Raw genomic sequence first — 12,207 nt, 5'->3', positions numbered from 1 at the left:
TCTGACTTAAAGCTTTATGCTAATTACAGTTACGGGAATAGTTGAGGGTTTGCACCTCATTCCAAATGAGGGTCTATTATGGGCGGGTAAAGAATTTAAAGCAAAAAAAACCGCGCTCAAAGGAGCGCGGTTAAAAAGGGAGTGTTTTAACTAATTTAGCGAATAGTTAAAACTTGTATTCCATACCTAAGCCTACATAATCTTGGTCAACGTTGTTGTCCATGTCGAAGCTTGAGTAAAAACCAAATACTTTAATGTTTTTATTAAACTTGTGATCAACACCTACAGATACCGCAGTTTTATCATCACTATCGTCAAAGTCCATTGCTTGGTACTGTACTTTGAAGGTGTTTTTACCCATGCTGTAAGCGGCGTTTAGTAAGTAACCGTCAGCTTCTGCACTGCCATCTACTGTTTCTTGCGTTTGGTACATTGCGCCTAGTTTAAAGTTTTCAACTTTACCTTGAATTGACGCACGTACAACATCGTAGCCATTTACTTCGCTATCGGCTGCAATTGACGCATATATAGCGCTATTTTTAAGTGCTACATCGCCATAAGTAACCGCTAATGAATAACCGTTATCTGCATCTACGTCGTCTTCGGCAATAAAAGTAGCAAGTAATTTAAAACCTTCGTATGTTTTAGATGTATAAGTAATTGAATCACCTAAACGGTTTTCACCTTTAAACACGTTTTTAATATCGCCTTCAAGGTCGTTAAATAAATCTAACTTACCTTGAGATTGTTTAAGGGCTGTATCATTACGACCCACAACTACCTGACCATATGCGCCTTTTAAGCCAACATATTGGTTACGAGCAGAAATATTGTCGTCGTTGTCGCCTTTTGAGTCAGCATCAGACACGTCTACTTGAAACTCAAACTTATAAACCGCTTCTAGGCCGTCTGTTATTTTTTCAGAACCTTTAAGACCAAAGCGAGATGCGTTACTTTTAATTTCTGTGAAAGACCCTTCACCATCATCAGACGACTGCACAGTAACATTCGCTTTACCGTAAACATCAACGTCTGCAAGCGCATTAAAAGATAAACCACTTAATAAAGCGACACATAAGCTCGATTTTACAAATTTCATGTTATTTCCTCGATAATCACAAAAGACTAATTTTTAAAACAGCTGCAGTTTGGCATTACTAAATGACAAAAATATTACAAATGAAATATTTTTGTCTTTTAAAGTTAATAAAACTGCATTATTTATGAAATCAAAAGGACATGTTCACTAATTAGGCAAATTAGTACCTAATAAAAGCTTTTACTAAGTCAGCTCTACTTTAGGTAATAAATTTATTAAGGTTTCGATTAATTCCTTTTGCTCATTATCTCTATGATAGGCTACAAATATGTCTCTTGAGGTATTTTCTACGTCTTTAACATGAAACAGCTCACCCTTATCAAGATGATCTTGCACAAGCACCTGAGGTATAAAGGCACTGCCACCACATTGCAGTATTAAATCAAGCGCAATACGCCCTGTACTAGTTCTAAAATAAGGGGGCGTTTTACCCGTAAACTGGCGAGCATGCCAAAGTGAAAAAGTAGTGCCCCAGTCAACATAAACATATTGGTTATCAAAAAAGTTTTCGTTTGTTGCGGTGTCAAATGCACTTACTGGAATAATTGGCAGCTCACAAATACGCTCAACCACTAACTCGTCAACCTTTGGCGGATCAAACAAAATAGCCAAATCGAGTGTACGCTCTAAAAGTAGTCGTGTACTTTCTTGCTGCGCTTTAACTTCAGCTACAAGCGACACCCCAGGCATAGCCGACACTATATTAGTTATACCAAACTGTAAAAATGCATCCCAAATATTAGGTGTACCAGCAAGTGTTACCTGCTTATGCATATTATCAGCAAGCGCCACATCCACTTTTGCGCGCTGCATACCAGTAATTATCATTTTTGCATGGGGTAATAAACGCTCGCCAGGTGCCGTTAACTGAATATTATTTCGTTGGCGTATAAATAAATTAACCCCAAGGCCTTGCTCAAGTTGGCGAATCCTAAAACTAACCGCAGACTGCGTTATGTACAGGTTTTCGGCCGCTTTACCAAAGTGGCGAGTACGCACTACTTCTACAAATGTTTTTAATAAATCTATATCCAATTTTTTATCCTCACGATAAAAATAATTTGTTTAATAAATTACCAAACTTGCATCATACTCCAACTAATTAATAGGGTATGAGGATAAAGTTATGAGCAATAATATTTCACTACTACGCCAAGCATTTGTTAGCCAACGTCAATTTTATGATGATCAAAACTTTCCACGTGGTTTTGGCCGCAGCGGAAACTTCACCTTGTTAGAAGCCAGCATACTAGAACAGCACGGAGTTGTTTTAAAAGGCTTATACTCTAAAACTATAGCGCCACAAAATGAACATCAAGAACAATTTATAGCGGTGGTTACGGGTTCTTTAGAGCCTACAAACCCAATTGAGCGTGCTTGGGTTAAATACTTAAAGCTAACAACCTGTAAAACTAAATTCCACACATTATTTGGTCGTTCTAAAATGTCAGGGCCAGCACCCATTAGCCAAGAGTATTATTCAGAAGCAGATAGCTTGTAAGCTACTAAGTTATTTGCTTTTTTGCGTTTTAGCAGTTACAACTTGTATTAGCAAATACTTTTGCAAAATATTAAACAAGGTAGCTACGTGACGCGAAAAATACTAATAATTGAAGATACGCCTACTATAGCGCGTGTGCAAAAGCACATTGCGCTTAAAGCTGGCTACGATGTTGATATCGCCGAGTCGTTAGCTCAAGCTAAAGAACTATTAAGTTCAAACGCCTACTTTTGCGCTGTCGTAGACTTTATTTTACCTGATGCGCCAACAGGCGAAGCTGTCCCCTGTACTATAGCTGCAGAAATTCCTACCATTGTAATGACTGGTAATATCGATCAGCAAACACGCGACACGGTAGAAAAATACCCAATAATTGATTACATAACCAAAGAAAACAAACAAGCTTATCAATACTTAGAAAAGCAGTTACTGCGCCTACCCCGTAATGAAAACGTAAAAGTACTCGTTGTTGACGACTCAACCTCTACACGTCGCTATATTTGCAGCTTACTTGCACGACACAAATACCAAACAATAGAAGCTAAAGATGGTGTTGAGGCACTTAAAATGCTTGAAGCCTCACCAGATATCACGGTAATAATTACTGACAACGAAATGCCCAATATGAATGGTGACGAATTATGTACACAAATTCGTAGCCTATACAGTAACGATGAAAAAGCGATTATTGGTATTTCTGGGGCCGACTCTTCAGCGCTTTCTAGCTTATTTTTAAAAAATGGCGCTAACGATTACCTGCACAAACCTTTTAATAGCGAAGAATTTTACTGTCGCCTTAGTCAAAACGTAGATATGTTAGAGCAAATTGCCACCATTAAGCGCCAAGCAAATACTGACTACTTAACAAACTTGCCTAACCGCCGCTATTTTTTTGAAGAGGCTGAAAAATCACTAAAGCAAATTAAGCGCACTAACAGCAATGGCGCACTTGCTATGCTTGATATTGACCACTTTAAATCAATTAACGATACCTACGGACACGATGTAGGCGATGAAGTATTAAAAGGGCTCTCTATTTGTTTTAAAAAGTACTTTAAAAAGCATTTAGTGGCGCGCTTGGGTGGTGAAGAGTTTGCGGTTTATTTTATAGATGTAGAAAAACAAGAAGCCCTTAAACGCCTTGAAGGATTTAGGTACTTTATAGAAGCTAATAGCCATGAATTTAGTAGCGCTAAAATCAAATTTACTATTTCAATTGGTTTTGTTAGTGGCCCTGTTTATAAAATTGATGAGCTATTAAAACAGGCCGATTTAAAGCTGTATGACGCTAAAGAAACCGGCCGTAATAAGGTAGTTAGCTAGGATGTAACACCTACACCTCGGCGGCTGTTATTGCCGCCTTTTTACGTTTACGCGACTGATGATACGAGTCCCACGTAAATATCGCTAACGCGCTCCAAATACACGCAAAAGTAATAACTCGCTCGGCATCAAACACTTCATTGTAAAATACCACAGCTAGCATAAACATTAAGCTTGGCCCTATATATTGGAAAAAGCCCAGTGTTGTGTACTGCAAACGTTTAGCGGCGCCAGTGAAGCAAAGTAGTGGTAAGGTGGTAATAATACCAGCACTAATTAGTAGTGCATTAGTATGCCAATCGTTTACAACCAAATCTGAGGTCGGTGTTGGGGCCATGACCCACCAATAAATTAACGCGACAGGCAATAAAATAAGCGCTTCGAGTAAAATACCTGGGAGTGCCTCTACAGGTAGCTTTTTGCGTAATAAACCATAAATAGCAAATGAGGTAGCCAGTAAAAACGCCACCACAGGGAACGAGCCAAAGCTAACAAGCTGTAGTACCACACCTGCAAACGCTAAAAATACCGCAAACCCTTGTAGTTTTCGTAACCGCTCGCCTAAAAACAGCATACCTAGCAACACATTAAGTAGTGGGTTTATGTAGTAACCTAAACTGGCATCAAGCATATGGTTGTTATTAACTGCCCAAATAAACAAGCCCCAGTTAAAACCTAATATAGAAGACGTTATGAGCAGCATAAACATAATTTTAGGCTGAACAACAATACGCTTAACCTTATCCCAATACTTAAGCACACTCACTACAAGTACTAAAAATACGACTGACCAAACAACGCGGTGGGTTAAAATTTCAAACGCAGAAACATGCTGAATTTGTTTGAAATAGATAGGAGCCAAGCCCCACATAAAAAAGGCAAGACAAGCAAAAATACCGCCTTTACGCTGCTCATTTTCCATCGACATAAATACAACTTACTCATACTAAAAGGCCGACAGTTTATACCAATTCGCTCTACTAAGTGATTTATTTTGAGGCGAGTAAACCTAAGCACAAGGCAAAGCTTTTTATTTAGCTGTACTTAATTAAGTGCTTTACCCCACTAAATACGTACCTGTACCAAAAGCTATTTGCACTGACTTTTCATTATGTAGCTCCATTCTGCACACACAAACTTTATTACCTGAACGAATGAGTGTGGCACTCGCGATAAAACTCTCCCCTTTCCCTGGGCGTAAATAGTCGGTGCGTAAATCAATAGTCCCTAAAGTGGCAAGCTTTTGCTGCACACTTGGCATATCTATATCGGTTAATTTATCTATTACACTGGCTGCTGCAAGCATTCCGCCGACATTATCAAGCACAGCAGAAATAATACCGCCGTGAAGAATTTTTTGAGCAGGGTTACCAATAAACACATCCTGCCAAGGAAAGCTTATTTTAGCTTGCTCTGGGCTTAGCGACTCCACCGATATATTTAAAAACTGGTTAAATGGCATACCATTTACAAACAACGCGCCTACTTGTTCAATTAACATTTCTTTATTCATTATTATTCTCTATGTTTAAATTAACACTGGTACGATGAGTAAAGCATAACTTGAGCAAAACTACGAGGCTCTGATCAAATCATTTACCTTTAAGCTAAAGACATCCTATAAAAAAAACACTAAAATACCCGCCGATGACTACATTAACGCAACCTTCTAGCACTATTGTGCGCAAACCCGAAACTGTCCTCAAACAAGTGTTTGGCTACAGCGAATTTCGCGACGGCCAAAAAGCAGTAATTGATGCAGCTATTAGCGGTAAAGATTCTCTGGTATTGCTGCCTACGGGCGGTGGTAAATCAGTCTGCTACCAAGTTCCGGCTTTAGTACTTGAAGGCGTTACTATTGTTATATCTCCACTTATATCCCTAATGCAAGATCAGGTTACGCAACTACAAGCATTAGGTGTTAAAGCTGCCTATGTAAATAACAGCTTAGGGCGAGAAGAGCAGCAGTTAGTCTATCAACAGCTCCACCAGGGATTAATTAAACTATTATATGTTGCCCCTGAAAAAGTATTGCAACGTGACTTTTTAGAGCGTTTATCGCACCTAAATGTAAGCCTCTTTGCCATAGACGAAGCGCACTGCGTATCTCATTGGGGGCACGACTTTAGGCCCCATTACTTTAGATTAAACGAGCTAAAACAACGTTTTTCTCACGTGCCTATGATGGCGCTTACTGCCACGGCCGATAAAGCCACTCGCTTTGATATAGTTGAACAATTAAAACTACAACACCCCTATATTCATACCGGCAGCTTCGACAGACCTAATATTCGTTACACAATAGAAGAAAAATTTAAGCCTATGGCGCAACTACTGCGCTATTTAAAAGAACAAAAAAATCAAAGTGGTATTATTTATTGCACTAGCCGTAAACGTGTAGACGACATTGCCGAAAAACTTGCAGATGCAGGCCTTAATGCAGCCGCTTACCATGCGGGTATGAGTAACGAGCAACGCCAATTTGTACAAACGGGATTTGCCCGTGACGACATTCAAATAGTGGTCGCGACTGTGGCATTTGGTATGGGAATAAATAAACCTAACGTGCGCTTTGTATTGCATTACGATATTCCTAAAAGCATAGAAGCTTATTATCAAGAAACCGGGCGTGCTGGTCGTGACGGCTTAGCCGCAGAAGCCATAATGTATTTTGATCCGGCTGATATTGGCCGCGTTAGGCGCTTTTTTGAAGATATAGATGATGAGCAACGCCGCCGCGTAGAAGAACAACGCTTTAACGCCATGGCAAGTTTTGCAGAGGCACAAACCTGCAGACGTCAAATCCTCCTTAATTACTTTAGTGAATACAAACGCGAACAATGCGGTAACTGCGATATTTGCATAAATCCGCCAAAAAGTTTTGATGGTACTTTAGTTGCCCAACAAGCGCTTTCGTGTGTATACAGAGCTGGGCAGCGTTTTGGTTTAGGTTATATTGTTGAGTTATTACGCGGGGCTAATACAAGCCGCATACGCGATAACAACCACCATGAACTAAGTACTTACGGCATAGGTAAAGATAAGAGCAGTGAATTTTGGCTTAGTATTTTGCGCCAACTTATTCATCAGGGCTTACTAAGCCAAGATATAACGCAAGGTGCGTCACTGCGTTTAACCGAGGCAGCACGAGCAATTTTAAAAAGTGAATACGCTTTGCAATTGGCAGAGCCTCGCTTACAAGCTAAACACGTATACCAAGACAAACTTGCCCAATTTAATTACGATAAAAAACTATTTGCCCGCTTACGTGCTCTGCGTAAAGAACTCGCTGATGCCGACGACGTACCGCCTTATGTTGTATTTAACGATAAAACGTTAGCCGAAATGGCGCAGTTAATGCCTACAAACGACAGCGAATTTTTAAAAGTGTCGGGAGTGGGCTTTACCAAACTAAACAAATATGGCGGCGAATTTTTAACTGCAATTCGCAATTACCTAGCGACCAATTAAGAACCCTATGACCCAAATAGAATACGACCACGCCCATAAATGCATTGTAGTTAGCCCTGTAGAGCCACCACACGATGAAGACTTTGAGCTGTGGAGCACTTTATTTTTACATTCAGATGAAATAACAATTAACGAATACTCTGGTGGCGCAGATCGTCATCAGCTGCGTTTTAGCTACCAACAACATACCTTTAATTTAAACTTTGAACACTATAGCGAAAGTATTTGGATTAACGGTGAAGGCCTAGAGGCCGAGCACTTATTAGCAGCCCTTGCCTTTTATTTAAGCTAAAACTGCACTCATTAACAAAGGTGCATAGCGGTAACAATTAATTAGTTTCAAAATCCATACCTTTTACTTACATTGTAATAACAATGATGTAAGCTGATATTATGATCGGCAGTTGCTACTAAGTAGTAAAGAGGTTTAATGGTGAATAAGAAATGGATTGCACAATGTTGTATTGGCTTAAGTGTTTTAAGCTTTTTCGTGCCTAGCGTTATTGCTCAGCAAGCGCCTGATAAAACCGACACTTGCCCACTCACTCAAGCCCATTTAGAAAAAAATAAAAACCTGCGCCGAGAAATAGAGGACAAAACCACACTGGTTAATAGCCGAAGTGATGCGCAAATAGCCTCTATTAAACTTACCCAGCTCAATGTATTTAATACAGAGCTTGAAGAAGAAAATAACGCACTTTTTCGCTTTGCTAACCGCGCCCATATTCAAACCGAGCCAGATGTTATCAGTAATATTTTACTGTTTAAGCAAGGTGATAAATACAACGCTAAAAAGCTGGCTGAGTCAGAGCGATTATTACGCCGTCAAAATTATTTATATGATGCGCAAATAAGCGCCACAGAAAACTGCGACGGCAACGTAGATGTAACCGTAGTAACCCGCGATTTATGGACTTTATTACCTGAAATCAGCTTTAGCCGTAGCGGTGGCGAAAATAAATCGAGTATTGGCTTTCGAGAGTCTAATTTATTTGGTTGGGGGAAACGTTTATCGTTTGCACGTACAACCGACAGCGATCGTAATGGTTACTTGTTTGTGTATGACGATCCTAATATTTTTTCAACTCGCTACCGCGGCCGCTTAGAATATGCCGACAACAGCGATGGTAAACGCCACTTATTAGAGCTTACCTACCCGTTTTATGCCATAGATACACCTTATAGTTATGGTATTAAAAGTTTTTCTGAGCAAAGAGAAGAATCGCTGTATCGCCGTGGTGATGAATACAGTGAGTTTGATCAAACGACAGATCTATTTAGTGCTTTTTTAGGCCATTCAAAAGCACTCAGTGATAGTTGGACGCAGCGTCTAACGCTTGGCTACGTAAACCAAGAAGACAGCTTTGAAGAGATTGACACTACCTTTGCCCCGCTTGCTCAAAACCGAAAGCTGAGTTATCCATATGTTAGCGGGCACTGGTTTGAAGACAGCTACATAAAAGTGCGTAACTTTGACAGTATTTCTCGCACTGAAGATCTTAATTTAGGCTGGAACATAAAAGCACTATTAGGCTATTCAGACGAGTCATTAAGTAACGACGACACCCGTGCCATTTACTCTTTTAAAGCTAAAAAAGCACATTTCACTACCGACAGAACACTATGGCGTTTTAGCACTGAGCTTGATGGCTATTGGAATAAAGAACAAAAACAGCTAGAAAACTTTTTAGCCACCAGCCAAATACAATACTACTTAAACACCAGTGTTGATCAGTCTTGGTATATTAAAGCTCGCGCGCAGTACGCTAAAAATTTAACCGCTGATAAACAGCTTACATTAGGCGGCGAAACAGGTTTGCGCGGCTACCCGATGGATTACCAACATGGCGATCGTAGCTTTTTAGTTAGTTTAGAAAAGCGCTATTACTGGGAGTATGATTTACTGCAACTATTTAAAGTGGGTGCGGCAGGTTTTTTAGATGTTGGCCGCGCTTGGTTTAATAATGAAGATAACGGCGAGAACGACCATGTTTTAAAAAATGTCGGTATTGGGCTGCGCTTAGCGCCAAGCAGAGCAAACTCTGGCACCATGATCCATATTGATATTGCAGCGCCTCTTGATAGCTACGACGATGTTGATTCGGTGCAGTGGTTAGTTAGCGTCAAAAACACCTTTTAAATAGCGAGTTTAAAGCGCTAAACTAGCACTTTAAACTCGCTTAAAAATAGTACGGGATCACACTTTGGAATTGTTCGAGCTTTTAGAGCTAATGGGTACGCAATATAAATTAATTGTCACCCTTATTGCCATTTTACTTTTTCCTCTTTTATTAAAAATAACTAAAAAGCTGCTCGAAAAAGCCATAAAAGGCAAAGTAGATATTCATCGTAAATTTAGAGCTGAGCTGTTATTAAAAATAATACTCGCGTTTGTAGTACTTTGCTTAGTGCTCATATTTTGGGGTATAGAGCTGCGCGGATTATTAGTTTTAGGCTCATCTTTGTTTGCTATGTTAGGGGTCGCTTTATTTGCAGCTTGGTCGTTACTAAGTAACCTTACCGCCTTTTTATTAATGTTTATTCAAAACGACTTCCATGTTGGCTACTGGGTACGTATCGTTGATGGCGCAAACCATATAGAAGGACGTATTGTTGAATTAGGCTTAATGAACGTCGTGCTTGAGCATGTAGATGGGCACAGAGTTGTATACCCAAATAACCTCTTTGTTACTCGCCCTGTAATGGTATTAAAAAAAGAGCCTAAGCCCACTAAAGCGCCGGTAATTAAGCGTATTATAGGCCCTAAAAAGACATAGTTTAAAAAGTCATATTCACAAAAAAGCCGCAGTAGGTAAATTACCTACTGCGGCTTTTTAATACTTAACTAACCACAATTAAGACTAGTTATTTAGCTCAGCTGTTTTTAGTTCATCATCTAAATCATTTATTTCGTCAATAAAGTGCTCTAGTTGCTGCTCTACTAAGCTGTTGTCATTTGCAAAATAAGCAAGGTGGAATACCGCATCCCCTTCGTTTACTAATGGCATAGTTTGCTGACCAATTACAATACCGCCTTTAGGTGCTAAAAGCTCAAGCTCAGAGTCACCTAAAGGGCTACTTATATACGCCAGCACTTGGCCTTTTTCTACATGCTCACCAAGCGATACTTGCGCACGTACAATGCCATCCACTTCAGCACGTATCCAACTTGTAGAGCCTGCAATAATAGGATCTGGAAGTTTTTTAGGACGTTTGCCACGGATCATTTTTAAATGACGCATCACATAATCCACCCCCTGCACACCTGCTGCTATGGCAATAGGATCAAAGCGTAGTGCTTCACCGGCTTCGTAAGTAATAACGGGTATACCTAAGTTAGCGGCTTCACTTCTTAATGAGCCATTACGAAGGGATGCATTTATAACCGCTGGTGTGCCAAATGCTTTAGCCATATCCGCTGTTGCTTCATCTTCTAAATTAGCGCGTATTTGCGGTAAGTTAGTACGATGAATGGCACCCGTATGTAAATCAATAATGTGAGTACAATGTACCGCCACCTGTTTAAAAAACATATGTGCCATACGCCCAGCTAGCGATCCGCGCTCAGAGCCCGGAAAACTGCGGTTCATATCACGTCTATCGGGTAAATAACGCGATTTATGAATAAAGCCAAACACATTAACAATAGGCACAGCAATTATGGTTCCGCGCAGTTGGTTTGCATCTATTTTAGAGAGCAGCTGACGCACAACTTCTACACCATTTAGCTCATCACCATGAATAGCTGCACATACCATAAGCACAGGGCCTTCCATCACACCGTTAACCACCTCAATAGGAATATTGAGCGGTGAATGGGTGTAGAGTTTTGCAGCCTCTAAGGCAAGGGTTTTACGCTCACCTACGCCTACGCTTTCACCTAATAAGGTAAAAGGACGGTTAATTTTAACCTTTGCCACGAGTTGCTGTTCCTTTAATAGCAGCATTTTTCTCGATGAAGTCGATTACCATGCCCGCAATATCTTTACCTGTTGCTACTTCAATACCCTCAAGGCCTGGTGAAGAGTTGACTTCCATTACCAGTGGTCCACGAGATGAGCGAAGTAAGTCAACACCCGCTACATTTAAGCCCATTGCTTTTGCTGCAGCTACAGCCGTTTTACGCTCCTCTGGTGTAATGCGTACAAGTGTAGCGCTACCACCACGGTGAAGGTTTGAACGGAACTCCCCCTCTTGAGCTTGGCGCTTCATGGCTGCTATTACTTTATCACCTAATACAAAACAGCGAATGTCGGCACCGCCGGCTTCTTTAATATATTCTTGAACCATAATATTGGCTTTTAAGCCCATAAACGCTTCAATAACACTTTCAGCCGCTTTACGCGTTTCGGCAAGTACAACACCAATACCTTGTGTGCCTTCAAGTAACTTAATTACTACTGGTGCGCCGCCTACCATTTCAAGTAAGTCTTTAACGTCATCGGGTTTGCTTGCAAAACCGGTTACCGGCATACCTACGCCTTTACGCGAAAGTAACTGTAGCGAACGTAATTTATCGCGAGAACGTGAAATAGCCACCGATTCGTTAACAGGGTAAACACCCATCATTTCAAACTGACGTAATACAGAACAGCCATAAAATGTAACTGATGCACCAATACGCGGGACGATTGCGTCAAATTCTTTTAAGTTTTCACCGCGGTAGTGAATTTCTGGCTGCTCTGAGTTTATATTCATGTAACAACGAAGTGCATCAATCACTTTAACTTCGTGACCACGCGCTTCCGCCGCCTCAATTAAGCGGCGAGTTGAATATAAATTTCTGTTGCGAGATAAAATACCAATTTTCATA

At 40.4% G+C, this 12,207-nt stretch carries 12 protein-coding genes; 6 read left to right on the top strand and 6 right to left on the bottom strand.

All coding sequences use genetic code 11. The features are described from left to right. Nucleotides 1-166: 166 nt before the first annotated feature. Together ATS74_RS14020 and ATS74_RS14015 are read right to left on the bottom strand one after the other, a co-directional pair. A complete protein-coding gene (locus ATS74_RS14020; protein ID WP_058549495.1) occupies nucleotides 167-1,099 on the bottom strand; it encodes a porin in 933 nt (310 codons plus the stop codon). A gap of 183 nt (nucleotides 1,100-1,282) precedes the next feature. Beyond that, nucleotides 1,283-2,134: a LysR family transcriptional regulator gene (locus ATS74_RS14015; RefSeq protein WP_058549494.1), complete on the bottom strand. Its 852-nt coding sequence runs from the start codon at nucleotides 2,132-2,134 to the stop codon at nucleotides 1,283-1,285. A gap of 91 nt (nucleotides 2,135-2,225) precedes the next feature. On the opposite strand from ATS74_RS14015, the gene ATS74_RS14010 reads away from it, so the two are divergent. Together ATS74_RS14010 and ATS74_RS14005 are read left to right on the top strand one after the other, a co-directional pair. Then, nucleotides 2,226-2,600, top strand: coding sequence for a DUF413 domain-containing protein (locus ATS74_RS14010; RefSeq protein WP_058549493.1), 375 nt, complete (start codon nucleotides 2,226-2,228; stop codon nucleotides 2,598-2,600). 87 nt (nucleotides 2,601-2,687) lie between these two features. Continuing rightward, on the top strand, nucleotides 2,688-3,923 hold the full coding sequence (locus ATS74_RS14005; protein ID WP_058549560.1) for a response regulator: 1,236 nt from the start codon (nucleotides 2,688-2,690) through the stop codon (nucleotides 3,921-3,923). Between the two features lie 10 nt (nucleotides 3,924-3,933). Here ATS74_RS14005 and rarD read toward each other — a convergent pair whose 3' ends face one another. Continuing rightward, nucleotides 3,934-4,851, bottom strand: a complete 918-nt coding sequence (rarD, locus tag ATS74_RS14000; RefSeq protein ID WP_058549492.1) for an EamA family transporter RarD — start codon at nucleotides 4,849-4,851, stop codon at nucleotides 3,934-3,936. Nucleotides 4,852-4,980: 129 nt separating this feature from the next. Further along, a complete protein-coding gene (locus ATS74_RS13995; RefSeq protein ID WP_173827057.1) occupies nucleotides 4,981-5,436 on the bottom strand; it encodes a thioesterase family protein in 456 nt (151 codons plus the stop codon). A 134-nt stretch (nucleotides 5,437-5,570) separates the two neighbouring features. On the opposite strand from ATS74_RS13995, the gene recQ reads away from it, so the two are divergent. The 4 genes from recQ to ATS74_RS13975 all read left to right on the top strand — a co-directional run bounded on the left by recQ (nucleotide 5,571) and on the right by ATS74_RS13975 (nucleotide 10,171). Continuing rightward, entirely contained in the window at nucleotides 5,571-7,394 is a 1,824-nt protein-coding gene (gene recQ / locus ATS74_RS13990) for a DNA helicase RecQ (RefSeq protein ID WP_058549491.1), read from the top strand. Nucleotides 7,395-7,401: 7 nt separating this feature from the next. After that, entirely contained in the window at nucleotides 7,402-7,686 is a 285-nt protein-coding gene (locus ATS74_RS13985) for a DUF3630 family protein (RefSeq protein ID WP_058549490.1), read from the top strand. Between the two features lie 138 nt (nucleotides 7,687-7,824). Continuing rightward, nucleotides 7,825-9,534 (top strand): ShlB/FhaC/HecB family hemolysin secretion/activation protein, encoded by a 1,710-nt coding sequence (locus ATS74_RS13980; RefSeq protein WP_058549489.1) that lies wholly within the window; start codon nucleotides 7,825-7,827, stop codon nucleotides 9,532-9,534. A 64-nt stretch (nucleotides 9,535-9,598) separates the two neighbouring features. Continuing rightward, nucleotides 9,599-10,171, top strand: a complete 573-nt coding sequence (locus tag ATS74_RS13975) for a mechanosensitive ion channel domain-containing protein (RefSeq protein ID WP_058549488.1) — start codon at nucleotides 9,599-9,601, stop codon at nucleotides 10,169-10,171. An 84-nt stretch (nucleotides 10,172-10,255) separates the two neighbouring features. Here ATS74_RS13975 and ATS74_RS13970 read toward each other — a convergent pair whose 3' ends face one another. Continuing rightward, nucleotides 10,256-11,314: a succinylglutamate desuccinylase/aspartoacylase family protein gene (locus ATS74_RS13970; protein ID WP_058549487.1), complete on the bottom strand. Its 1,059-nt coding sequence runs from the start codon at nucleotides 11,312-11,314 to the stop codon at nucleotides 10,256-10,258. Continuing rightward, nucleotides 11,301-12,206 (bottom strand): 30S ribosomal protein S6--L-glutamate ligase, encoded by a 906-nt coding sequence (gene rimK, locus ATS74_RS13965; RefSeq protein ID WP_058549486.1) that lies wholly within the window; start codon nucleotides 12,204-12,206, stop codon nucleotides 11,301-11,303. The genes ATS74_RS13970 and rimK overlap by 14 nt, the downstream gene beginning before the upstream one ends. Nucleotide 12,207 lies beyond the last annotated feature (1 nt).

It is taken from the genome of Pseudoalteromonas sp. H103 (genome assembly GCF_001469205.1).
In the GTDB taxonomy this organism is placed as follows: domain Bacteria; phylum Pseudomonadota; class Gammaproteobacteria; order Enterobacterales; family Alteromonadaceae; genus Pseudoalteromonas; species Pseudoalteromonas carrageenovora.
The sequence above is the reverse complement of the archived record's forward strand: the minus strand, read 5'-3'. Positions and strand labels throughout refer to the sequence as shown.

What these genes read in the sequence shown, in the direction of transcription:
- ATS74_RS14020 (WP_058549495.1), bottom strand. Translation starts at nt 1,099, where the DNA reads ATGAAATTTGTAAAATCGAGCTTATGTGTCGCTTTATTAAGTGGTTTA.
- ATS74_RS14010 (WP_058549493.1), top strand. Translation starts at nt 2,226, where the DNA reads ATGAGCAATAATATTTCACTACTACGCCAAGCATTTGTTAGCCAACGT.
- rarD (WP_058549492.1), bottom strand. Translation starts at nt 4,851, where the DNA reads ATGTCGATGGAAAATGAGCAGCGTAAAGGCGGTATTTTTGCTTGTCTT.
- ATS74_RS13995 (WP_173827057.1), bottom strand. Translation starts at nt 5,436, where the DNA reads ATGAATAAAGAAATGTTAATTGAACAAGTAGGCGCGTTGTTTGTAAAT.
- recQ (WP_058549491.1), top strand. Translation starts at nt 5,571, where the DNA reads ATGACTACATTAACGCAACCTTCTAGCACTATTGTGCGCAAACCCGAA.
- ATS74_RS13985 (WP_058549490.1), top strand. Translation starts at nt 7,402, where the DNA reads ATGACCCAAATAGAATACGACCACGCCCATAAATGCATTGTAGTTAGC.
- ATS74_RS13980 (WP_058549489.1), top strand. Translation starts at nt 7,825, where the DNA reads ATGGTGAATAAGAAATGGATTGCACAATGTTGTATTGGCTTAAGTGTT.
- rimK (WP_058549486.1), bottom strand. Translation starts at nt 12,206, where the DNA reads ATGAAAATTGGTATTTTATCTCGCAACAGAAATTTATATTCAACTCGC.